A 23036-nucleotide genomic window follows, 5' to 3' on the forward strand; every position below is an offset into this window, starting at 1 on the left:
GTCATCGCCCCGGGGGAGTTGACGGTGTGCTGCCGTAGAGGCCCAGGGATTGCGCGACGGCGGTGGCCACGTCGCCACGCAACGCTGAGATCGGTGCGCTGCCGCGGGTGTGGACGGCGTTCGACAGCACGACGACGTAGGTGTCCGAACCCGGGTCCAGCCACAGCGAGGTCCCCGTGAAGCCCGTGTGGCCGAAGCTGCCGATCGGGAACACTGCGCCGCGCGTGGTGGATTGGCCGGTGTCGATGTCCCAGCCGAACCCGCGAAGGTTCTGCCCGCGGATCGCCGGATACCGCGCGGCGAGCAGGGGGTCTGCGGGGTTCCGCCCTGAAGTGGCGGCCGCTGCGTTGGCCGCGTCGAGTTGACCCGCGCTGTGCCCGGGCTGCTGTGGCGACGTCATCAACTCGAGACTGGACTGCGCAAGCGGAAAGCTGCTCGGTCGGCCCCCAAGCCGGTCGAGCAGGGCCTGGGCGTAGGCGCTGACATCCGAGGCGGTGGAGAACACACCGGCGTGCCCTGCCACGCCACCCATCCGCCGTGCCGTCGTGTCGTGAACCGTGCCGCGTAGCAGGTGGCCGAAATCGGGGTTGCGGCTCGGCTCGCCGGGGTTCTCCTCATCCCACGCAGTCGGTGCGATGAGCGGCAGCATATTCGTATCCCATTGTCCCGGAGCACATTCAGTGACGCCGGTGGGTGCCCAGTAAGCCGCGGCGCCACGGGTCGTGTGCGGACCGCAAACCTTCGCCAGCGGGAGATAGCGGGTTTCGGTCATGCCCAGCGGGGCGAACACGGCTCGCTGAACGTAGTCGTCCTGGGGCTCGCCGGTGAGTTGCTCGACGAGTGCGCCGAGCAGGATGAAGTTGATGTCGGAGTAGCGGAACAGCTCGCCGGGAGCGGATTCCAGCGGCGTGGTGAGCGCACGACGAAAGCCCTCGGTCCGGTCTGGAGTGTCCAATCCCCACGGATCCTTGAGCTCGACGTCGCCGGTCTCACCGGAGGTGTGGGTGAGCAGCATGCGCACGGTCACCTCGGCGCGCGCGGGGTCGTTACCGAGGTTGAAGCCGGGCAGGTATCTCTGTACGGGATCGTCGAAGTGCAGCCGGCCCTGTTCGTAGAGCTGCATCACAGCTGTCGCCGTAGCGAGCGGCTTCGTCAGCGACGCGAGGTCGAAGATGGTGTCTTCGGTCATCGGCTCGGCGGGGGCCGGCGAGCCGTCGAGGCCTCGTTCACCGGCGAGCTTGCGAACCCCATAGGCCCTGCGGAAGACGACCTTGCCGCCGTGGCCGACCACGACGACCGCGCCGGGCAGCCGGTTGGCCGCGATCGCGTCGGTCATGATGTCCGACACCGCCGCGATGTCGGGGGTGGGCGGACTCGGGGGCCTGACCGGCGCCACCGGGATCTGAGCGGGACGGGCTGTTTCGGTCACTGAGGCGTGCGGCGCGGCGCCGTGCGAACACGCGGTAGCCAGGGTCAGCAGTATGCACCCGGCAGCTCGCGCTGCCGACTGAAAACGGCTGTGGCACAGCTGAATCGGCGTGCCCTCAGTCGAGGTAGTCGCGCAGCACCTGCGAGCGGCTGGGGTGGCGCAGCTTGCTCATGGTCTTGGACTCGATCTGCCGGATCCGCTCACGGGTGACCCCGTAGACCTGGCCGATCTCGTCGAGGGTGCGCGGCTGACCGTCGGTCAGGCCGAACCGCAGCCGCACCACGCCGGCTTCGCGCTCGGAGAGCGTCTCGAGCACCGACTGCAGCTGATCCTGCAGCAGGGTGAAGCTCACCGCGTCGACGGCCACGACGGCCTCGGAATCCTCGATGAAGTCGCCGAGCTGGCTGTCGCCCTCGTCGCCGATGGTCTGGTCCAGCGAGATCGGCTCACGCGCGTACTGCTGGATCTCCAGCACCTTCTCCGGCGTGATGTCCATCTCCTTGGCCAGCTCTTCGGGAGTGGGCTCGCGGCCCAGGTCCTGAAGCAGCTCACGCTGAATGCGGCCGAGCTTGTTGATGACCTCGACCATGTGCACGGGGATACGGATGGTGCGGGCCTGGTCGGCCATCGCGCGGGTGATCGCCTGGCGGATCCACCACGTGGCGTAGGTCGAGAACTTGTAGCCCTTGGTGTAGTCGAACTTCTCGACCGCGCGGATCAGACCCAGGTTGCCTTCCTGGATGAGGTCCAGAAACGCCATTCCACGGCCGGTGTAGCGCTTGGCCAGCGACACCACCAGACGCAGGTTGGCTTCCAGCAGATGGTTTTTCGCGCGGTCGCCGTCGCGGCAGATCCACTGCATGTCGCGGCGCTGCTGCACCGGAAGCTTCTCGCCCTTGTCGGTCTTCTCCAGCATCAGCTGCGTGGCGTAGAGACCGGCCTCGATCCGCTTGGCGAGTTCGACCTCCTCCTCGGCGTTCAGCAGCGCGACCTTGCCGATCTGCTTGAGGTACGCACGGACCGAGTCGGCCGATGCCGTCAGCTCGGCGTCCTTGCGGGCCTGCCGCAGCGCCTCGGACTCCTCCTCGTCCCAGACGAAGTCGCCGGAGGCCTTGTCCTTCTCGGACGGTTCGGCAATGTCCTCGTCGTCGGCGGCCTCGCCCTCGGCGACGGGGGCTTCCTTGGCTGCGGCGCCTTCCTCGGTCTCCTCGTCGCTGCTGTCGGACGCCTCGTCGGTGTCGTCGGCAACATCTTCGAGGTCGTCGAGCACCAGATCGTCGTCGGCTACGTCGAGTTCAGGATCGACGTCGAGCTCGCCGTCGAGCTCCTCCTCGGTGCCGGCCTCGGCGTCGGTGCCGGCGGGGGCGGCGTCCTTCTTGGCCCGGCCGCGGGTGCCGGGCGCCTTCTTCGCCGCTGCCTTGGTGGCGCGCGCCTTGGTCGGGGTGGCCGCGGAGCCGGGGGTGTCGGTGACGTCCGGGTCCCCGGCTTCGGCTCCGGCGGCGCGGGGAGCGGCCTTGGTGGCACGCTTGGCCGGCGCGGAACCATTGGCTGCCGGCTTCTTCGCGGGAGTCTTGGTGGCGGTGCGCTTCACCGGCTCATCGGTTGCCGGGCTTGCCTTGGTCGCTGCCACGTACACCCTTTCGGTCGTGCTTGCTCTCGGCGGGCGTGGGCACGCCACCGAGAGCGTCGGCTATGAGGACTATTGGCGTGGATCGCGTGGTGGATTCTCGCCGCTATATCCGGTAGGCGGCCGCCGTTGACCATTGTAACGACAGTGTGGGCCGCAACCGCGCCGAGCGAGGAAAAATCAGCGTGTGACGTCGGTTTGAGCCGACATCGCGGCCCCCACGATGCCCGCCTCGTTCAACAGTTCCGCGGCGACGACCGGGGTCCGGTTCTTCAGCAGCGGGATCCATTTGTCGGCTTTGCGGCTGATGCCGCCGCCGGCGATGAACAGGTCGGGCCAGATCGCGTTCTCGATGCTGACCAGCACTTTCGTGACTTCCTGGCTCCACCGCTCGTAGCTCCAGTCCTTGCGTTCCTTGACCGAGGAGGCCGCCCGATGCTCGGCCTCCTTGCCGTCGACCTCCAGGTGGCCGAACTCGGTGTTCGGCAACAGCTGGCCGCCGTGGATCACCGCGGATCCGATTCCCGTGCCGAACGTCAGCAACACGATCACGCCGTCCCGGTTGCGTCCGGCGCCGTGGCGCTGTTCGGCGACGCCGGCGGCGTCGGCGTCGTTGAGCACAGTCACCGGCTGGCCGCCGAGAGCATCGCTGATGATCTGCGAGGCATTGGTGCCGATCCAGCCCTTGTCGACGTTGGCCGCGGTCTGCACGACACCGTTGACGACGACGCCGGGGTAGGTGACACCGAGCGGACCGGTCCACTCGAAGTGCCGGACCACCTCGGCGACGGTCGCGGCGATCGCCTCGGGCGTGGCCGGTTGCGGGGTGAGCAGCTTGAAGCGCTCGCCGATCAGTTTCCCGGTGTCCAGATCGACGATCCCGCCCTTGACCCCGCTGCCGCCGACGTCGACGCCGAACCCGCGGTTCGGTCCGGGGGTGGTGGCGGATTCGGTGTCGGGCATGGGCTGCTCCTCGGCGAGGCGGGCGGTCTGCGCGATGCACACACTAGTGCGCTGCGTGGCCCTTTGTACCGGTGTCGGGATCTCTGTGCTGCGATGGTCAGGTGAGCGACGACCGGGGAGAAGAACTGCGCGTGCTGGCCGAGCAGCTGGCCGTCGAAGCCGCCGCATTCGTCCGTCGCCGGCGCGCCGAGGTCTTCGACGACGAGGAGGGCGCGGCCTCGGGTGCGGTCCACACCGGACTGGTCGGGACGAAGAGCACGCCGACCGATCCGGTGACCGTGGTCGACACCGAAACTGAACTGCTGCTGCGTGATCGGCTCGGCGCGCTGCGACCGGACGACGTGATCCTCGGCGAGGAGGGCGGGGGACCGGCCGCCGGTGCGGACGGCGCCGTCTGCTGGGTGATCGATCCGATCGACGGGACCGTCAACTTCATGTACGGCATTCCGGCGTACGGGATTTCGATTGCGGCACAGATCGACGGACGGTCGGTCGCGGGCGCGGTGGCCGACGTGGTCGGCGGCGAGGTCTACTCCGCGGCGGCCGGCCGCGGAGCTCACGTGTACAGCGGTGGGCGGCGCCGGGTATTGCGCGCCAGCACGGTGACCGAGCTCTCGATGGCGTTGGTGGGCACCGGTTTCGGCTACGCCGCGCGGCGGCGCGCCGAGCAGTCGGCGCTGCTGGCCGAGCTGCTGCCGCTGGTGCGCGACGTTCGCCGGATCGGTTCGGCCTCGCTCGATCTGTGCCTGGTCGCGGCGGGCCGCCTCGACGCCCATTACGAGCACGGCTTGCATGTTTGGGACTGGGCGGCCGGGGCGCTGATCGCCCGCGAGGCGGGCGCGGTGGTGGCGTTGCCCGCGCCCGACGAAGACGGCGGGCTGCTGGTGGCGGCGGCGCCGGGGATCGCCGCGGAGCTCACCGGCGCGCTGGAGCGACTCGGGGGACTGCGACCGCTGTAGTCAGCAGGTGCCGTTGTGGATCTTGGTCAGCAGCGTCGAATCGGCCGGCTCGGTCGCGTCGGGGCGCAGGCCGGCCAGAACGGCGTCGATGTCGTCGCTGTGTGCCAGCCCGGTGAAGTCGGTGCCGATCGACAGGTCCACCGAGTCGTCTTTGCGGTCGTCCTGGAACAACTCGACGCAGGGCGCCACCAGCCAGACCGCCGCCGCGCCGGCACGGCCGCTGGAGCCGAAGCGGATCTGCCCCTGGCAGGTGAGCCGGGTGCTGGTGTAGATCGGGTCGTTGGCCGCGGTGGGCTGCGCGAAGCCGAGGTCGCGCAGCGCGCCGGCGACCTCGCCGGCCTGCCCGCCCTGGCCGCTGGCGTTGAGCACCCGGATCTTGGTGTCGACCAGCTTGGCGGGCGCGACGTCGATCATCGAGGAGTGTGACACCTGCTCGCCGAGCTTGGGCGCTGCCGGATCGGTGGCCGGCGGCGGCGGGTTGCAGGTGGCGGCCTCCCGCACGTCCACGGGGCGGGTGAGCACAAACCCCCACACGATGGCGGTGATTACGAACATGACGCCCAGCGCGATCAGGCCGGGCAGGTAGTTGCGTCGACGGAACGGGCGACCGTGCTTGTCGAAGGCCGTACCCTCCGTGATTTGAGCGACCACGGATGCACTCTAGAGGCAGCCGGCCGATCCCGGCCCAACACGCCCGTCCAACCAAATGAATACATGTGACGTAAATCACACATGACGTAAGGGTGATCTGGGCACGAATCGTTTGGCGGATCCGTTCCACGCTGATACAAAGCCATGCTGAGGTTACGAGGGGACAGAAGATGGCTACCGACTACGACGCCCCGCGGCGCACCGAGACCGACGAGGTGTCCGAGGACTCGCTCGAGGAATTGAAGGCGCGCCGCAATGAGGCGCAGTCAGCCGTGGTCGATGTCGACGAAACGGATTCCGCGGAGAATTTCGAGCTCCCCGGCGCAGATCTGTCGGGCGAGGAACTGTCGGTGCGCGTTGTTCCGAAGCAGGCTGACGAGTTCACCTGCTCGAGCTGCTTTCTGGTGCACCACCGCAGCCGGCTGGCCAGCGACAAGAACGGCGTGATGCTCTGCACGGACTGCGCGGCTTAGCCGATCGAGGCTAGCTGCGTAACGCCGACAGCACCCGGTCCGGATGGCGGGCGCTGACCAGCCAGTACGGCGTCGGATCATCCGGGTCGTCGAGCACGACCAGGACCAGCGGGCCCACCCAGCCGCGGTGCAGCACGAACGCAGCCGGGTCGAGCTGGCGGCCCAGCGCCGCCGACTTCGCCGTCCGCGGGATCTCGGCGGACCGGGAGACCACCGACATCGGCAGATGCGCCTGACCGGCCCACAGTTCGACCTCGTCGCCGCCGGTCACCACCCGAACCTCGGTGCGGCTCAGCCACAACAGCACGCCGACCGCGACCGCGCCGAGCACGGCGTAAGGCAGCCAGACCGGCAGGGTGCGCACACCCATCGTGACTTCCTTGGCGATCAGAGCCGCCAGCGCCAGGCCGAGCGGCCACCACCACCACGGCACCCACAGCCGCTCGCGGTACCGCACGGTTTGCGAGGTCACACGCGAACCAGACACGCGGCCAAGGGTAGTCTTTCCCACCGTGCCGACTCGTCTCGCGGTGGTTCGCCTCGACCGCGATCTCCCAATGCCCAGCCGCGCCCATGACGGTGATGCGGGCGTGGATTTGTTCAGCGCGCAGGACGTCGACCTGGCGCCCGGTCAGCGCGCACTGGTAGGCACCGGGATCGCCGTGGCGATTCCGCACGGCATGGTCGGACTGGTCCACCCGCGCTCCGGTTTGGCTGCGCGCGTAGGACTTTCGATCGTCAACAGCCCCGGCACGATCGACGCCGGTTACCGCGGCGAAGTCAAAGTGTCGTTGATCAACCTCGACCCCGCGACGCCGATCACGATCCGGCGTGGCGACCGCATCGCCCAGTTGCTGGTCCAGCGGGTCGAACTTCCAGAGCTGGTCGAGGTGGCCTCGTTCGACGAGGCCGGACTGGCTGACACCACCCGTGGCGAGGGCGGCTACGGATCCTCCGGCGGACATGCGAGTTTGTGATGGCATTCGGCAGACGTAAGAACGAGCCCGGCACGGACGCGGCCCCGGAAACCCCGGTGGCCGACGAGGCCGCCGTCGATGACGTCGATGACGTCGACGGCGGTGAGAACGACTATGAGGGCGGCCCGTTCGACATCGAGGATTTCGACAACCCGGCCGACGCCGCGGAAGCCCGGCTGGATCTCGGCTCGGTGCTGGTGCCGATGCCGGCGGCCGGCCAGGTCCAGGTCGAGCTGAACGAGGTGGGAGTGCCCAGCGCGGTGTGGGTGGTCACGCCGCACGGCCGGTTCACGATCGCCGCTTATGCGGCGCCCAAGTCGCCGGGGCTGTGGCGCGAGGTGGCCAGTGAGCTGGCCGACTCGTTGCGCAAGGACAACGCGCGGGTCTCCATCGAGGACGGCCCGTGGGGTCGCGAGGTGGTCGGCATCGGAGCCGGCGTCGTGCGTTTCATCGGTGTCGACGGATACCGCTGGATGATCCGCTGCGTGGTCAACGGGGCGCCGGAGGCCATGGAAAACCTGGTTGCTGAAGCACGAGAAGCCCTGGGCGACACCGTCGTTCGTCGTGGTGATACCCCGCTGCCGGTGCGCACACCGCTGCAGGTGCAGCTGCCCGAGCCGATGCTCGAGCAGCTGCGGCAGGCTGCAGCTCAGCAAGCCCAGATGGTCGCCGCTCAGCAGGCGCTGGTGCAGGAGCAGCAGGGCCAGGCTCAGCCGCCGACCGAGCGGCGCAGCGCGTCCGGCTCGGCCATGCAGCAGCTGCGCAGCTCCAGCACCGGCGGTTAGCTCCCGGCGTCGGTCAGCGCCGCCAGGCAAGCAGAGCCCAGAACCTCCGGGTTCGGGCCGAAGTCGTCGAGGCTGACCGTCCGCAGTGCGGCGTGCGGTGCCGCCGCCACCCATTCCAGCGCCACCTCCAGCGGATGGATCGGGTCGTCGGTCGCTCCCACCACGCCCATCGGCACCGTCAGTTGTCGTATGTCCGCAACGCTCGGAGCGACATACCGGGCGGCTTCCTCCATCGCATCGGGCAACTCCGGCCACTGACCGAGCCAGCTGCGCGCCAACTCGTCGGCGAGCCACGCCGGACTGGAGGCCCGCATCTGCGCGGTGGTGGCAACCAGGCCCTCGGTGCGCAGCTGGTCAGCGGTGTGCCGGGCCGACAGCGCGGCCGGAGCCGACTGGGCCGAGCCGCTCCACGCGGGCAGTGCGGCCAGCACCGCGACCGCGCGCCCCGGGTGGGCCAGTGCCCAGGACAGCGTCACCGCCGCGCCGATCGACACCCCACCGACGATGATCGGGCCTTGCCGGGCGGCGTCGTCGAGCGCTTCGAGGTAGCTGGCAACCAACCGGGCGGGTTGGGGCGCAGGCGTCGTGAGCACGGCGCCGACCCCGTGCAGGGGCCCGGCGAAGGCGCGGTACACGTAGTCGTCATCGGAGCCCGTACCGGGCAGCAGGACCGCTGTGACGCCACGAAAGGTGATGCTCATCTCATGATGGTGCCCTGTGACGTATTAGCAATGGCTAACGCGGGTATGCCACGTAGTACGCGGGCGCGCGACATGGCGTCGTGGCAGCAAGAGGTCTACCGTTGCGTTGGCATTGTGATCCGCTGGAGTATCAGGAGAGGCCATGGCTACGGCCGAAAGTTTCGTCCGACGTCTCACCCGTCGGTTGACGGAGGACCCTGAGCAGCGCGACGTCGAAGAGCTCACCGATGAAGCCGCCAGCATCGGCGCCCAGCGAGCGATTGATTGCCAGCGAGGCCAGGAGGTCACCATGGTGGGGACCCTGCGCAGCGTCGAGACCAATGCCAAGGGCTGTGCCGGCGGCGTGCGCGCCGAGTTCTTCGACGGCACCGACACCGTCACGCTGGTGTGGTTGGGACAGCGCCGCATCGCCGGTATCGAATCGGGCCGGGCGCTACGGGTGCGGGGCCGCCTCGGCACCTTGGAGAACGGCACCAAGGCCATCTACAACCCGCACTACGAGATCCAGACTTGAGCCGTCCCGTCGAAGACAGCGATCGCACCGACGGCCCGAGCACCGACGACGTTGCGGCGCCTCCCGAGGAGAAGACGGCTGCCCAGGCGCTCCTGGCTCAAATGGGCGGCGTCAGCGGGCTGATCTACTCCGCCGTACCGGTCGCCGTGTTCGTCCCGGTGTCGACGGCGTTCGGGTTGACGGCCGCGATCTTCGCGGCGCTCGGTCTTGCAGCCCTGATCCTGGTGTGGCGGCTGATCCGCCGCGAATCCGTGCAGCCCGCCGTCTCGGGTTTCCTGGGTGTCGGCGTCAGCGCGCTGATCGCCTGGATCGTCGGCGCCTCGAAAGGCTATTTCCTGCTGGGCATCTGGACGTCGCTGATCTGGGCAGCGGTGTTCGCGATCTCGGTGGTCATCCGCCGGCCCATCGTCGGCTACGCCTGGAGTTGGGTCAACACCAAGGACCGTGGCTGGCGCCGCAGCCGTCGCGCTGTGCTCGCGTTCGACCTCGCGACGTTGACCTGGGTGCTGGTGTTCGCGTCGCGCTTCGCCGTGCAGCACCACCTCTATGACGCCGACCAAACCGGGTGGCTGGGCGTGGCCCGCATCGCGATGGGCTGGCCGCTCACCGCGCTCGCGGCCCTGGTGACCTACGTGGCGATCCGCGCCGCTCAGCGCGCGATCCACGCCGCCCACGCGCACGGTCATGAGACTGATTCCGCACCCGCAGGCGATTAATTCTGGTGTCTACGCGTGACGACCGCCTGCTGGTCGCCGTCGCGGTGCTCGCCTCCTTCGTCGCCTTCCTCGACGGCTCGGTGGTCAACCTCGCCCTACCCGCCATCAGCGCCGAACTCGGTGGCGGCCTGGTCATTCAGCAGTGGGTGGTCGACGGCTATCTGGTGACGCTGGGCGCCCTGATCCTGGTCGCCGGCGCGATCTCCGACACTTTTGGACGCCTGACGGTGCTGCGGGCCGGGCTGGTCGTGTTCGGCGTTGCCTCCCTGCTGTGCGCGGTGGCGCCCAGCGGCGCGGTCCTGATCGCGGGCCGGTGCGTGCAAGGTCTCGGCGCCGCCTTCCTGGTGCCCAGCTCGCTGGCGATGATCAACGCCAGGTTCACCGGGGCAGAACAATCCCGCGCGATCGGGATCTGGACGGCGTGGACGGGCACCGCATTCGTCATCGGTCCGCTGCTGGGCGGTGTGCTGGTCGAAGCCTTCGGCTGGCGCTGGGTGTTCGCCGTCAACGTGGTGCCGCTGGCTGTGACGGTGGTGCTCGCCGGGAAGCTGACCGACCTGGCGCCGCGGCGCAACGCCCGCATCGACGTCGTCGGCGCGGTGCTCACGACGGTGGGCCTGAGCGCGGCGGTATTCGCGATGATCGAACAGCAGCGGCTGGGCTGGCAGCACCCGCTCATCGTCGCCGGGCTGGTCGCCGGGCCCGCCTGTTTGATCGTGTTCGGTTGGTGGGAGCGCCATACCGCCCACCCCATGGTGCCGCCCGCCGTGTTCGCCGAGCGCAACTTCACCGTCGGCAACCTCGCCACCGTCTTCCTGTACGCGGGCATATCTCTGGGTCTGCTGCTGGTCGCGTTGTTCGTGCAGGAGGTCGGCCGGCTGTCGCCCGCGCAGGCCGGCCTCGCGACCCTGCCGGTGCCTGTGCTGTCGTTCCTGCTGGCCGCCCGCTTCGGTGAGCTGGCCGGCCGGCACGGACCGCGTTGGTACATGGCGACCGGTCCGATGATCGCGGCGGCGGGCTTCGTGTGGATGGCGGTGTCGCACGGCAATGTCTGGGTGCAGACGGTGCCGGGGCTTGTGCTGTTTGGGGTGGGCCTGTCGGTTACGGTGTCACCGCTGACGGCGGCGATCCTGGCGGCGGTGGAACCGGCGCAAAGCGGCATCGGATCGGCGATCAACAATGCGGTGGCACGCGTGTCGGGGTTGATCGCCATCGCGTTCGCCGCTGTGATTGTCGGTGGCGCAATGAGTTTCGACGGTTTCCGGCGGGGCGCGCTGACGTCGGCGGTATTGCTGCTGATCGCCGGAATCGTGTCAGCGGTAGGTATCCGCAACGATCAGCGTCAGCAGTCCCCGGAGTCGGTCGCGACCGCGGCCTGTCGCGACCGTGATGGACCGCCGCCGGCGCCGCTGCGCCGAACCTAGCCGGTCGAGGCCGACAGCACCGTCTTGCGCAATTCCTCTTCGACCTCGGGTGCCGCCACGAACAGCAGCTCGTCGCCGCCTTCGAGGGGTTCGTCGGCCTCCGGCACGATCACCCGCTGACCGCGCAGGATCGTCACGAGCGTGGCGTCGCGCGGCAGGATCAGCTTGCGCACCGGCCGCCCGCCCCACGGGGTGTCGTCGGGCAGCGTGATCTCGACGAGGTTGGCGTGGCCGTGGCGAAACTGCATGAGCCGGACCAGGTCACCCACGGCGACGGCCTCCTCGACCAGCGAGGCCAGCATCCGCGGCGTGGACACCGCGACGTCGACGCCCCACGAATCGTCGAAGAGCCACTCGTTACGGGGATCGTTGACCCGCGCCACTACGCGGGAGACCGCGAACTCGGTCTTGGCCAGTAGCGACAGCACCACGTTGGCCTTGTCGTCACCGGTGGCGGCGACGACGACGTCGAACTCCTGCAGATGGACCGACTCCAGCAGGCTGATCTCGCAGGCGTCACCGAGTCGCCAGTGTGCGGCCGGGATTGCGTCGACGTCGAGGTGCTCGGCGTTGCGCTCGATCAGCGTTACCTCGTGCTCGCTCTCCAACAGCTCGCGGGCAATGGACCGGCCGACCGCACCCGCCCCGGCGATCGCCACCTTGAGTCGTTTGTCAACCATGTCAGTGCCCCTCTTCGACGTCAGGGCCGGGCGGTAGTGCCGCGATCGCCAGCGCCTCGGCGGCGCGCCCGGATACCGCTGCGACGTAGACCTGATCACCGGCCTGCAGGACGGTCTTGGGCTCGGGCAGGATGCCGGTGCCGAACCGGATCACGAAGGCAACGCGCGAACCGGTCGCCTCTTCCAGGGACGTCAGCCGGTGGCCCACCCAGCCCTCGTGCAGTGCCACCTCGGCGACGGCCATCGTGCCGGTCGGGTCGCGCCACTTGGTCGTCTCGGTGTCCCGGACCAGCGCGCCCAACAGCCGGTCGGTGGTCCATGGCACGGTGGCCACCGTCGGGATGCCGAGCCGCTCGTAGACCGCGGCGCGCTTGGCGTCATAGATGCGCGCGACGACGCGATTGACCCCGAACGTCTCGCGGGCCACCCGCGCGGAGATGATGTTCGAGTTGTCGCCCGAGGACACGGCGGCGAACGCATCGGCTTCTTGAATTCCCGAGCGCAGCAATACTTCTCGATCGAATCCCATGCCCAGCACCCGCTCGCCGGAGAAGTCCGGCGACAGCCGGTGGAACGCCGTGGGATCCCGGTCGATGATCGCCACCTCGTGGCCGATCCGGGACAGTGCGTCGGCCAACGCCGCGCCGACGCGGCCGCACCCCATCACCACTACCCGCAACCTGCTGTCCTCTCGACTTCGTCACCCGCCGACCCGACCGTATGGGGAACGCTACAGCCAATCCGGCGAAGGCCTACTCTTGGCACTCGTGTCTAAGCTTTCGACCGCCACACGTCGGCTGGTCCTGGGGCAGCCGTTCCGCAGCGACAAGCTGAGCCACACGTTGCTGCCCAAGCGCATCGCCTTGCCGGTCTTCGCCTCCGACGCCATGTCCTCGGTGGCGTACGCGCCGGAGGAAATCTTTCTCGTGCTGTCGGTCGCGGGCTTGTCCGCGTACGCGATGGCGCCGTGGATCGGGGTGGCGGTCGCGCTGGTCATGCTTGTGGTGGTGGCCTCCTACCGACAGAACGTGCACGCCTATCCGTCCGGCGGCGGCGACTACGAGGTGGTCACCACGAACCTGGGGCCGACGGCCGGCCTGACGGTCGCCAGCGCCCTGCTGGTCGATTACGTGCTCACCGTCGCGGTGTCGATGGCCTCGGCGATGTCGAACATCGGGTCGGCGTTCCCGTTCATCGCGCAGCACAAGGTGGCTTTCGCCGTCGCCGCGATCGTGCTCCTCACCGCGGCGAACCTGCGTGGCATCCGGGAGTCGGGCACCGCGTTCGCCATTCCGACCTACGCCTTCATCATCGGCATGTTCATCATGCTCATCTGGGGGTTCTTTCAGATCTACGTGCTCGGCGACCATCTGCAGGCCGAGTCCGCGCACTTCGAGCTGCATTCCGAGCACGGCGACGTGATGGGATTCGCGCTGGTGTTCCTTGTGGCGCGGGCATTCTCGTCCGGTTGTGCGGCACTGACGGGTGTGGAGGCGATCAGCAACGGCGTGCCCGCATTCCGTAAGCCCAAGTCGAAGAACGCCGCGACCACGCTGCTGCTGCTCGGCGGCATCGCGATCGCGTTGTTCATCGGAATGATCGTGCTGGCCATCGAGACCGGCGCCAAGGTTGCCGAGCGACCCGAGGAGCAGCTCATCGGGGCGCCCGCGAACTATCACCAGAAGACGCTGGTGGCACAGCTGGCCGATACCGTGTTCGCCGGTTTCCCGCTGGGCCTGTGGCTGATCACCGGGGTCACCGCGCTGATCCTGGTCCTGGCCGCCAACACCGCGTTCAACGGCTTCCCGGTGCTGGGCTCGATCCTGGCCCAGGACAGGTTCCTGCCGCGCCAGCTCCACACCCGCGGTGACCGGCTGGCCTTCTCCAACGGCATCCTGTTCCTCGCGGCGGCCGCCATCGCGTTCGTCGTCGCGTTCAACGCCGAAGTCACCGCGCTGATCCAGCTCTACATCGTGGGTGTGTTCGTGTCGTTCACGCTCAGCCAGATCGGGATGGTCCGGCACTGGACGCGGCATCTGCGCACCGAGACCGATCCGCGCGCCCGCCGACACATGATGCGTTCCCGGGTGATCAACACGATCGGCTTCATCGCCACTGGCGCCGTGCTGATCGTCGTTCTGATCACCAAGTTCGTCGCCGGCGCCTGGATCGCGATACTGGCCATGTCAAGCCTTTTCATTCTGATGAAGGCGATCCACAAGCACTACGACACCGTGGCACGAGAGCTCGCCGAGCAGGAGGCCGAGCAGGGCGATGTGGTGCTGCCCAGCCGCAACCATGCCGTCGTGCTGGTTTCCAAACTGCACATGCCGACGTTGCGCGCATTGTCCTACGCCAGAGCCACCCGGCCCGACGTGCTGGAGGCCATCACCGTCAACGTCGACGACTCAGAGACCCGCCAGCTCGTCCACAAGTGGGAGGCCAGCGACATCACCGTCCCGCTGAAAGTGGTTGCCTCCCCGTACCGAGAGGTCACCCGCCCGGTGCTGGACTACGTCAAGCGGATCAGCAAGGAAGCGCCGCGCACGGTGGTGACGGTGTTCATCCCCGAATACGTGGTCGGGCACTGGTGGGAGCAGGTGCTGCACAACCAGAGCGCGCTGCGGCTCAAGGGCCGGCTGCTGTTCATGCCCAACGTGATGGTGACTTCGGTTCCGTGGCAACTCAATTCGTCGGAACGGGTGCACGATTTGCAGGCGCAGAACGCCCCGGGTGACGTGCGCCGGGGTTTCTTGGAGTGACTCGATAGTGGACCAGGGGGACACGGTCGAGCTGGAACTCAGCACCGGCGCGGCCGCCAACGGGGGTAGCTGCGTGGCACGCCACGACGGCCGGGTGGTGTTCGTGCGGTACGCACTGCCGGGTGAAGTGGTGCGCGCCAGGGTGACCGGCGACCGCGGATCCTATTGGCACGCAGAGGCAATCGACATCCTCGAGCCGTCGCCGGATCGGGTGGAGTCGCACTGCCCGATCGCCGGTGTCGGCATGGCCGGTTGCTGTGATCTGGCATTCGCCACTCCGGAGGCCGCGCGGGTGCTCAAGGGTCAGGTGGTGGCCAATCAGTTGGCCCGCCTTGGGGATTTCCACTGGGACGGCGTGGCCGAACCGCTCGGCGACGGCGCCGCGCGTGGCTGGCGCACCCGGGTGCGGCTGGACACCACCGCGCAGGGGCGCGCGGGGTTCCACCGATATCACAGTTCGGAACTCGTCACCGATCTGGACTGTGCCCAATTGCCGGCCGGGATGCTCGCCGGCCTCGCGGACGCGACGTGGTCAGGGGGCGCGCACATCCACGTGGCCGTCGACGACGACGGTCAGCGCCACGTCGTGCAGTCCGGGCCGCGGTCGGGGCGCAAGGCGTCGACCCGGGTCGTGGAGGGCAATTACGAAGCGGTGCAACGTGTTGGTGACCGCGTCTGGCGGATACCGGTCACCGCGTTCTGGCAGGCCCACCGAGACGCGGCGCGCATCTACAGCGGCCTGATCGGGGAGTGGGCGAGCCTGGAGCCCGGGATGACGGCATGGGACCTTTATGGCGGTGCGGGCGTCTTCGCCGCGGTACTCGCCGAAGGCGTCGGCGACACCGGTGAGGTGATCACCGTCGACACCTCACGAGGTTCGTCGCGGTCGGCGGATGCGGCGCTGGCCGACCTCACCTGCGTGTCAGTGGTCACTGACTCGGTCCGCCGGGTGCTGGGTGCGCAGCGCCGCCGCGCCGACGTTGCGGTGCTGGACCCGCCGAGATCCGGTGCCGGCCGCGAGATCATCGACCAGCTGGCGGCGGCCGAGGTACCCCGGGTCATCCACATCGGTTGTGAGGCAGCAGCATTCGCACGCGATGTCGGCCTCTACCGCAAGCAGGGCTACGCCGTGGAGGAGCTGCGGGTGTTCGACTCGTTCCCGCTCACCCATCACGTCGAGTGCGTGGCGGTACTCACGCGCTAGCGCGGCATACGAACGGGCACTGGCGAGCTGCGGTCTCCACATCTGGGCGGCGTGGTGCCACGGGGCGGGGCGACACCTGCGCTGCGACGCACGGCACTCGGGCCCGCACTTTTCCGGCGTACCCGACGACCTGCCGTACGTGTGGCCGGTATCCGATCGGCAGCGCCGGGTGCCTACGTAGCGAAGTGTCGCCGCAACCGGCGCTGGCGGTGGCCGAACAGCGCCCGGATGCCGATCGCGACGATCGGCGTGAGCGGCCGCAGCGGTGCGCGTAGTTCGAACGTGAGGCGGTCGTGTACCACGGTGGTGGTGCCCGCAGGCCCGCGTTCGAGGGTGCGTTGATGGCGCCACTTGCGCATCGACATCATCGTGGACTGCTCGTCGAACCCGTAACCCGGGCGCAGGTCGGCGATCATCAGGTCGTCGTAGTCGAACGGCACCACGCCGAACAGCCGCAGCCAGCAGCGGCCGACGGGCGCGCCGACCGGCACGGTGTCCACCGTCAGGTCCTCGGCGCCGCGCGGCATCGACATCGTCATCCACGGCCGCATTTCGTCGTTGATGCCGTCCGGCGTCACGATGCGCGCCCACACCCGCTCGGCGGGTGCGTCGATCGTGTTCTGCCGCTCGATGATCATGACTTTTCCGACGGTATCGGAGTCGATTCCGCGTTTGGCGTCCACGTCGGCAACGATGGAGCCCGTGACCGATCGCCCCAGCCGTCACCTGCTGGCCCGAGGTTCGTGGTCGGAGACCTCCCGCGTCAGCGCGATCCTCCGCAAGGAAACCGTCGGCGGGGGGCTGCTGCTGGCGGCCGCTGCAATTGCCCTGATCTGGGCCAACTCGCCATGGTCGGCGGCCTATCACCGGCTCGGTGGGTTCCACGTCGGCAGCGATCGGCTGGGCCTGCATCTCGATCTGACTCTGGGCGGCTGGGCGGCCGACGGGCTGCTGGCGATCTTCTTCTTTGTGGTCGGCCTCGAACTCAAGCGCGAGTTCGTCGCCGGTGACCTCCGCGATCCCGCCCGTGCTGCACTGCCGATCGCCGCGGCGGTGGGCGGCATGGTGATGCCCGCGGTGATCTTCGTCGCTTTCACGCTGCACGCCGGCGACGGCGCAACCCGCGGCTGGGCCATCCCGACGGCCACCGACATCGCGTTCGCGGTGGCCGTGCTCGCGGTGCTGTCCACGCATCTACCGGGCGCGCTGCGAACCTTCCTGCTCACTCTGGCGGTCGTCGACGATCTCCTGGCGATCACGGTGATCGCCGTGTTCTACACCGAGAAGATCAACCTTGCCGCGCTGCTGATCGCGCTGATCCCGCTGGCGCTGTTCGCGGTCCTGGTGCAACGGCGGGTCCGGTCGTGGTGGCTGCTCATTCCGCTGGCCGCACTCACCTGGGCCTTCGTGCATGAATCCGGTGTGCACGCGACGGTCGCGGGGGTGCTGCTGGGCTTCACGGTGCCCGTGCTGCGCAGCGCGGCGGCCGGTGGCCCGGACGCCGGTCCCGGGCTGGCCGAGCACTTCGAGCACCGAATGCGCCCGGTGTCGGCGGGGTTCGCGGTACCGGTGTTCGCGTTCTTCGCCGCCGGTGTGACGTTCGGCGGCTATGACGGTTTGATAACAGCTCTGTCCGATCCGATCGCGATGGGCATCGTCGCGGGGCTGGTTCTCGGCAAGACCGTCGGGGTCTTCGGCACCACCTGGCTGCTGTCCGCGGTGACCCGCGCAAGTCTCGATTCGGCTTTGCGCTGGGTCGACGTGCTCGGCATCTCGATGCTGGCCGGGATCGGCTTCACGGTATCCCTGCTGATCGGCGAATTGGCCTACGATCCGGGCTCCGAACGACACGACGTCGTCAAGGTCGCGGTGCTCGCAGGAAGTTTGCTGGCCGCGGCGCTCGCGGCGGTCGTGCTGCGCCTGCGCAACCGGCATTACCGGCTGGTGTGGGAGCTGGAGAAGCGCGACGACAACCACGACGGTGTGCCGGATGTCTACGAGTCTGGACAGGACTGATCACTACTACGGTGCGTAGACTGGCCGAATGCTTGAACAGGTTCGCGGCCCTGCCGATCTGCAACACCTGTCCCAGGCGCAGCTGACCGAACTGGCCGCCGAGATTCGCCAGTTCCTGATCCACAAGGTCGCTGCCACGGGCGGCCACCTCGGGCCCAATCTCGGTGTGGTGGAGCTGACGCTCGCCCTGCACCGGGTCTTCGACTCGCCGCATGACCCTATCCTTTTCGACACCGGCCACCAGGCCTACGTCCACAAGATGCTCACCGGGCGCACCGCCGAATTCGACACGCTGCGCAAGAAAGACGGTCTGTCGGGTTATCCGTCGCGAACCGAGAGTGAGCACGACTGGGTCGAATCCAGCCACGCCTCCGCCGCGCTGTCGTACGCCGACGGCCTGGCCAAGGCCTTCGAGTTGACGGGACATCGCAACCGGCACGTCGTCGCCGTCGTCGGCGACGGTGCGCTGACCGGCGGCATGTGCTGGGAAGCGCTGAACAACATCGCCGCCGCCAAACGGCCGGTGATCATCGTCGTCAACGACAACGGCCGATCCTATGCACCGACCATCGGCGGACTGGCCGACCACCTCGCCGGGCTGCGGCTGCAGCCGGCCTATGAGCGGGTGCTGGAGCGCGGGCGGGTCGCTGTGCGGGGTATGCCGGTGATCGGCGAAGCCTGCTACCAGGCCATGCACAGTGTGAAGGCCGGGATCAAGGACGCGTTGTCCCCACAGGTGCTGTTCACCGACCTCGGCCTGAAGTATGTCGGCCCGATCGACGGCCACGACGAACACGCCGTCGAAACCGCGCTGCGGTACGCCCGGGGCTTCAAGGCGCCGGTGATCGTGCACGTGGTGACCCGCAAGGGCATGGGCTACGCGCCTGCCGAGAACGACGAAGCCGAGCAGATGCACTCCTGCGGTGTGATCGACCCCGACACCGGGCTGGCCACCAAGTCGGCGGCGCCCGGCTGGACGTCGGTGTTCTCCGACGCGCTGATCTCCTATGCGACCAAGCGGCGCGACGTCGTCGCGATCACCGCGGCAATGCCGGGCCCCACCGGGTTGTCGGCCTTCGGGGAACGCTTCCCGGACCGGCTCTTCGACGTGGGCATCGCCGAGCAGCACGCGATGACGTCGGCGGCCGGCCTGGCGATGGGCGGCCTGCATCCGGTGGTGGCGATCTACTCCACGTTCCTCAATCGCGCGTTCGACCAGATGATGATGGACGTCGCGCTGCACAAGCTCCCGGTCACCATTGTCCTGGACCGGGCGGGAGTCACCGGCAACGACGGCGCCAGCCACAACGGCATGTGGGACCTGTCGATTCTCGGCATTGTTCCAGGGATGCGGGTGGCCGCGCCGCGTGACGGCGCCCGGTTGCGCGAGGAGCTCGGCGAGGCACTCGAGGTCAACGACGGTCCGACCGCCATCCGGTTCCCCAAAGGTGAAGTGGGCGAAGATATTCCGGCGCTCGAGCGGGTGTCGGGCCTGGACATCCTGGCGCGCCCGGCCGACGGTCTGGGCAACGACGTCCTGCTCGTCGCGGTGGGCTCGTTCGCGCCGATGGCACTGAAAGTCGCACAGCGACTGCGTAATCAGGGCATCGGAGTGACGGTTGTCGATCCGCGGTGGGTGCTTCCGGTGCCCGATGGGATTGCACCGCTTGCCGCGTCCCACAACCTGGTGGTGACGATGGAGGACAGCGGTGTGCACGGTGGTGTCGGATCCGCGGTGTCGGCCGCCTTGCGCGCCGCGGACATCGACGTGCCGTGCCGCGATATCGGTGTGCCGCAACAGTTCCTGGATCATGCCGGGCGCGGCGAGGTGCTCGAGGGCATCGGCCTGACCGAGCAGAACATCGCCCGTCAGGTCACCGGCTGGGTGGCCGCACTGGGCACGATCGACGATACGGTCAGCGACTCCGCCGAGAAGACGAACTGACTCAATCCGCCTCGGCGGCAGGAGCGCTCAGCGCCTCGGCCAGCACCGGGACGACCAGTGTGCGCTGCCATGTCCTGGCCCCGCCCTCGCGCAGCGCGGCCTCGACAGCCCCGCGGACATCGTCGGTCTCCTTCCAGTCCCAGCACAGCCTGCGGACGAGTTCGGGGGAGACGAGGTTCTCGGTCGGGACGCGGACCCGCTCGGACAGCTCGGACAGGCGCGCGCGGGCGGCGTCCAGCCGTGCGGCCGCCTCGGGTTTGCGTTTGGCCCAGCGCACCGCGGGCGGCGGCCCGTTCTGCGGCTCGGCGCTGTCCGGCGGGTCGGAATTGGTGCGGGCCGACTCCAGTGCCGCCAACCAGACGTGGGCGCTACGGCGTTGTTTGTGGCCGCCGAAGATCGGCAGCTTGGTCAGCTCCTCGACGGTCTTCGGGTCGGCGACGGCCGCGGCAATGATCGCGGCATCCGGCAGGATCCGTCCGGGGGCGATGTCGCGGCGGCGCGCGATCTGATCGCGCACAGTCCACAGTTCGCGCACCGCGGCCAGCGCCTGGCGGTCGCGCACCTTGTGGATGCCTGACGTTCGCCGCCACCGGTCGCGGCGGGTCGGCGCGGCTTCGGAGCGCCGTAGGTGCTCGAATTCCTCTGCAGCCCAATCAGATTTGCGTTGTTCATCGAGCTCTTCGGCGATCGCCTCGCGCAGTGCGATCAGTACCTCCACGTCCAGCGCGGCGTAGTTCAGCCAGGCTTCGGGCAGGGGGCGTTTGGACCAGTCCGCCGCGCCGTGGCCCTTGGCCAGGCCCAGCCCGAGCAGTCGCTGCACCATCGCGGCCAGATTCACCCGTTCGAAACCGGCCAGGCGACCGGCTAATTCGGTGTCGTAGAGCGCGGGCGGACGCATCCCCACCTCAGCCAGGCAGGGCAGGTCCTGATCGGCGGCATGCAGGATCCACTCGTCTTCGCCCAGCACCTCGGCAACCGGCCGCAGCACGTCGATCGGACTGCTGCCGTGGTTGACCGGGTCGATCAGCACGGTGCCGGCCCCGGCGCGACGAATCTGGATCAGGTAGGCGCGGTTGGAGTAGCGGAATCCCGACGCGCGCTCGGCATCGACGGCGAACGGACCGGAGCCCTTCGCCAGCTGGTCTGCCGCCCGGGCGATCTCGTCGACGCTGACCGACACCGGCGGCACACCGTCGGCCGGGCGCAGCAGCGGAGTCGCTTCGGGAGCCTCCTCGGCTGCGGCATCGGGCGCCGCGCCGGCGGCGTCATCGTCGTGGTCTGGCATATCAGGCGCGTGAGCGGGAACCGAGGTCTGTCACTCCCACCGGTGGCAGGCCCGCGGCGTGTTCGAGGACTTCACAGAACGCCTGGACGTGAGTGTCGAGCGCCATGGTGGTGGCCGTCCACGATGCGCGCATTTCGAGCTGATGTGCGCGTGGAGGGCCGGAGATGTCGCCGTAGCGCACCGAGGTGGTCGCGGTGACGGTGCCGCCCAGGGCGGTGACGTGCTCGGACCTGCTGTCCAGGGCGTCGACCAGCCAGCTCCAGGCGACCTCGGGGAGCAGTGGGTCGACGGCCTCGCTGGAGTCGAGGTCGGCCTGGATGTAGGCGACCAGGCGCATGGTGCCGTCCCAGGCTTCTGACCCGTCGGGATCGTGCAGCAGGATCAGCCGGCCGAACGCGTCGCCGTCGGAGGTCTCCGGGACGATGTCGGCCTCGGGGTGCTTGACCTCGGCGCCCAGCGCATAGCTGTACGGCGCGAGACGTTGAGGTGGACGGATGGGACCGAGTTCGATCTCCGCCCGCACCTGGGCGGTGTTCATCGCCGCCACCGCCTCGCGGAAAAGCGCGGGTTCCGCAGTGGTCACGCCAAAAGACGCTAGCCCTATCGCCGAGGTCCAGCGGGCAGGCGCGCCGATTTGGTGCCATCCGGCGGGCAGGAGCGGAGCGACCCGGGGATAGGCTTCGGCGGGCAGTAGCGGAGCGACCCGGGATAGGGCTCCGGCGGGCGGGAGCGGAGCGACCCGGGGATAGGCTCCGGCGGGCAGGAGCGGAGCGACCCGGGTAGGGCTCAGGGCGGCTTAGGGCTCGTGGGCCGGCCCCGCGGGCTCGTGGGAACATGGACGCGATGAGTACCCGTCGCCAGCTGCCCGAGGCGCCCTATCTGGCTGCCGCCACTGGCCGCAAACCCAGCCGCGTCCCGGTGTGGTTCATGCGCCAGGCCGGCCGATCGTTGCCCGAGTACCGCGAACTGCGGGCCAAGAACACGATGATGCAGGCCTGCTTCGACCCCGCCTTGATCAGTGAGATCACGTTGCAGCCGGTGCGTAGGCACGGCGTGGACGCGGCGATCCTGTTCTCCGACATCGTGGTCCCGATGCGGGCCGCGGGCATCGAACTCGACATCGTCCCCGACGTCGGCCCGGTCATCGACAATCCGGTTCGCACAGCGGCGGACGTCAAGGCCCTGAAAGGGCTTGAGCTGCAGCGGGTCAGCGCGGTCTCGGACGCGGTGGGCATGCTGGTGGGCGAGCTCGGCGAAGTGCCGCTGATCGGCTTCGCCGGTGCCCCGTTCACGCTGGCGTCCTATCTGGTCGAAGGCGGCCCCAGCAAACTGCACGAGCGGACCAAGGCGATGATGTTCGCCGACCCGTCGACCTGGCACGCGCTGATGGGGCTGCTGACCGACCTGACGATCGCCTTCCTGAAGGTGCAGCTCGACGCCGGGGTGGACGCCATCCAGGTGTTCGACTCGTGGGCGGGCACGCTGTCGCTGGCCGACTACCGCACCCACGTGCTGCCGCACAGCTCGCGGGTGTTCGCCGCGCTGGCCGACTACCGGGTGCCGATGACACATTTCGGGGTCGGCACCGCCGAACTCCTGGGCGCCATGGGGGAGGCCGGCGCGACCGTCGTCGGCGTCGACTGGCGGACCTCGCTGGCCGACGCCGCTCTGCGGGTCGGTCCCAAGGTGGCGTTGCAGGGCAACCTCGACCCGGTCGTGCTGCTCGCCGGCTGGCCGGTGGTCGAGCGGGCCGCGCGTTCGGTGATCGACGACGGGCGTCTGGCGGTCGACGCCGGGGCTGCCGGGCACATCTTCAACCTGGGGCACGGCGTCCTTCCGGCCACCGACCCGGGCGTGCTGACCGATTTGGTGGGACTGGTGCACTCGTTGTGACCGGCTCCGGAGGGCAGGAGCCTAGCGAACCG

General features: G+C 68.8%; 23 protein-coding genes. 12 read left to right on the top strand and 11 right to left on the bottom strand.

Features of this window, described 5'->3' with window-relative positions:
• Position 1 precedes the first annotated feature (1 nt).
• From AB431_RS11900 to ppgK, 3 genes are all read right to left on the bottom strand, one after another.
• Complete coding sequence (locus tag AB431_RS11900) at positions 2-1336, bottom strand: serine hydrolase domain-containing protein (protein ID WP_144418460.1); 1335 nt, start codon at positions 1334-1336, stop codon at positions 2-4.
• A gap of 208 nt (positions 1337-1544) precedes the next feature.
• The gene (locus tag AB431_RS11905; RefSeq protein ID WP_369803017.1) at positions 1545-3065 is read right to left on the bottom strand and encodes an RNA polymerase sigma factor; all 1521 of its coding nucleotides are present in this window, start codon (positions 3063-3065) and stop codon (positions 1545-1547) included.
• A gap of 171 nt (positions 3066-3236) precedes the next feature.
• Positions 3237-4019, bottom strand: a complete 783-nt coding sequence (gene ppgK / locus AB431_RS11910) for a polyphosphate--glucose phosphotransferase (RefSeq protein WP_047333334.1) — start codon at positions 4017-4019, stop codon at positions 3237-3239.
• Between the two features lie 101 nt (positions 4020-4120).
• On the opposite strand from ppgK, the gene AB431_RS11915 reads away from it, so the two are divergent.
• On the top strand, positions 4121-4978 hold the full coding sequence (locus tag AB431_RS11915) for an inositol monophosphatase family protein (protein WP_047330098.1): 858 nt from the start codon (positions 4121-4123) through the stop codon (positions 4976-4978).
• On the opposite strand, the gene cei is transcribed toward AB431_RS11915, so the two are convergent.
• The gene (cei, locus tag AB431_RS11920; protein WP_047330099.1) at positions 4979-5629 is read right to left on the bottom strand and encodes an envelope integrity protein Cei; all 651 of its coding nucleotides are present in this window, start codon (positions 5627-5629) and stop codon (positions 4979-4981) included. It lies immediately after the preceding gene.
• A 170-nt stretch (positions 5630-5799) separates the two neighbouring features.
• Between cei and AB431_RS11925 the strand changes: the two genes are divergently transcribed.
• A complete protein-coding gene (locus tag AB431_RS11925) occupies positions 5800-6102 on the top strand; it encodes a DUF4193 domain-containing protein (RefSeq protein WP_047330100.1) in 303 nt (100 codons plus the stop codon).
• Between the two features lie 10 nt (positions 6103-6112).
• Here the strand turns inward: AB431_RS11925 and AB431_RS11930 are convergent, their stop codons facing one another.
• Positions 6113-6589: a DUF3093 domain-containing protein gene (locus tag AB431_RS11930; protein WP_047330101.1), complete on the bottom strand. Its 477-nt coding sequence runs from the start codon at positions 6587-6589 to the stop codon at positions 6113-6115.
• Positions 6590-6614: 25 nt separating this feature from the next.
• Between AB431_RS11930 and dut the strand changes: the two genes are divergently transcribed.
• Together dut and AB431_RS11940 are read left to right on the top strand one after the other, a co-directional pair.
• Positions 6615-7079, top strand: a complete 465-nt coding sequence (dut, locus tag AB431_RS11935) for a dUTP diphosphatase (protein ID WP_047330102.1) — start codon at positions 6615-6617, stop codon at positions 7077-7079.
• Positions 7079-7864 (top strand): DUF3710 domain-containing protein, encoded by a 786-nt coding sequence (locus AB431_RS11940; protein WP_047330103.1) that lies wholly within the window; start codon positions 7079-7081, stop codon positions 7862-7864. The genes dut and AB431_RS11940 overlap by 1 nt, the downstream gene beginning before the upstream one ends.
• Here AB431_RS11940 and AB431_RS11945 read toward each other — a convergent pair.
• Positions 7861-8565, bottom strand: a complete 705-nt coding sequence (locus tag AB431_RS11945; RefSeq protein ID WP_047330104.1) for an alpha/beta fold hydrolase — start codon at positions 8563-8565, stop codon at positions 7861-7863. The genes AB431_RS11940 and AB431_RS11945 overlap by 4 nt on opposite strands.
• 142 nt (positions 8566-8707) lie before the next feature.
• On the opposite strand from AB431_RS11945, the gene AB431_RS11950 reads away from it, so the two are divergent.
• The 3 genes from AB431_RS11950 to AB431_RS11960 all read left to right on the top strand — a co-directional run bounded on the left by AB431_RS11950 (position 8708) and on the right by AB431_RS11960 (position 11219).
• Positions 8708-9079: an OB-fold nucleic acid binding domain-containing protein gene (locus AB431_RS11950; RefSeq protein WP_047330105.1), complete on the top strand. Its 372-nt coding sequence runs from the start codon at positions 8708-8710 to the stop codon at positions 9077-9079.
• A 101-nt stretch (positions 9080-9180) separates the two neighbouring features.
• Positions 9181-9795, top strand: coding sequence for a DUF3159 domain-containing protein (locus tag AB431_RS11955; RefSeq protein WP_082135883.1), 615 nt, complete (start codon positions 9181-9183; stop codon positions 9793-9795).
• 5 nt (positions 9796-9800) lie between these two features.
• Entirely contained in the window at positions 9801-11219 is a 1419-nt protein-coding gene (locus AB431_RS11960) for an MFS transporter (protein ID WP_047330107.1), read from the top strand.
• Here the strand turns inward: AB431_RS11960 and AB431_RS11965 are convergent.
• Together AB431_RS11965 and AB431_RS11970 are read right to left on the bottom strand one after the other, a co-directional pair.
• Positions 11216-11899, bottom strand: a complete 684-nt coding sequence (locus AB431_RS11965; protein WP_047330108.1) for a TrkA family potassium uptake protein — start codon at positions 11897-11899, stop codon at positions 11216-11218. The two genes, AB431_RS11960 and AB431_RS11965, sit on opposite strands and share 4 nt — an antisense overlap.
• 1 nt (position 11900) lies before the next feature.
• Positions 11901-12578 carry a TrkA family potassium uptake protein gene (locus AB431_RS11970; RefSeq protein WP_047330109.1) on the bottom strand — a complete coding sequence of 226 codons (678 nt, stop codon included), beginning with the start codon at positions 12576-12578 and terminating at the stop codon, positions 11901-11903.
• 88 nt (positions 12579-12666) lie between these two features.
• Between AB431_RS11970 and AB431_RS11975 the strand changes: the two genes are divergently transcribed.
• On the top strand, positions 12667-14661 hold the full coding sequence (locus AB431_RS11975; RefSeq protein WP_047330110.1) for an APC family permease: 1995 nt from the start codon (positions 12667-12669) through the stop codon (positions 14659-14661).
• Between the two features lie 7 nt (positions 14662-14668).
• On the top strand, positions 14669-15865 hold the full coding sequence (locus tag AB431_RS11980) for a class I SAM-dependent RNA methyltransferase (protein ID WP_047330111.1): 1197 nt from the start codon (positions 14669-14671) through the stop codon (positions 15863-15865).
• Between the two features lie 173 nt (positions 15866-16038).
• Here AB431_RS11980 and AB431_RS11985 read toward each other — a convergent pair whose 3' ends face one another.
• The gene (locus tag AB431_RS11985) at positions 16039-16503 is read right to left on the bottom strand and encodes a hypothetical protein (protein WP_047333335.1); all 465 of its coding nucleotides are present in this window, start codon (positions 16501-16503) and stop codon (positions 16039-16041) included.
• Positions 16504-16558: 55 nt separating this feature from the next.
• On the opposite strand from AB431_RS11985, the gene nhaA reads away from it, so the two are divergent.
• The gene (gene nhaA, locus AB431_RS11990) at positions 16559-17881 is read left to right on the top strand and encodes a Na+/H+ antiporter NhaA (protein WP_047330112.1); all 1323 of its coding nucleotides are present in this window, start codon (positions 16559-16561) and stop codon (positions 17879-17881) included.
• A gap of 28 nt (positions 17882-17909) precedes the next feature.
• Positions 17910-19826 carry a 1-deoxy-D-xylulose-5-phosphate synthase gene (dxs, locus tag AB431_RS11995; protein ID WP_047330113.1) on the top strand — a complete coding sequence of 639 codons (1917 nt, stop codon included), beginning with the start codon at positions 17910-17912 and terminating at the stop codon, positions 19824-19826.
• A gap of 1 nt (position 19827) precedes the next feature.
• On the opposite strand, the gene AB431_RS12000 is transcribed toward dxs, so the two are convergent.
• A complete protein-coding gene (locus AB431_RS12000) occupies positions 19828-21111 on the bottom strand; it encodes a ribonuclease D (protein WP_047330114.1) in 1284 nt (427 codons plus the stop codon).
• A gap of 1 nt (position 21112) precedes the next feature.
• On the bottom strand, positions 21113-21694 hold the full coding sequence (locus tag AB431_RS12005; RefSeq protein ID WP_047330115.1) for a DUF3000 domain-containing protein: 582 nt from the start codon (positions 21692-21694) through the stop codon (positions 21113-21115).
• A 260-nt stretch (positions 21695-21954) separates the two neighbouring features.
• On the opposite strand from AB431_RS12005, the gene hemE reads away from it, so the two are divergent.
• Positions 21955-23004 (top strand): uroporphyrinogen decarboxylase, encoded by a 1050-nt coding sequence (hemE, locus tag AB431_RS12010; protein WP_047333336.1) that lies wholly within the window; start codon positions 21955-21957, stop codon positions 23002-23004.
• Positions 23005-23036 lie beyond the last annotated feature (32 nt).

The sequence above is a fragment of the Mycobacterium sp. EPa45 genome, from assembly GCF_001021385.1.
GTDB lineage: Bacteria > Actinomycetota > Actinomycetes > Mycobacteriales > Mycobacteriaceae > Mycobacterium.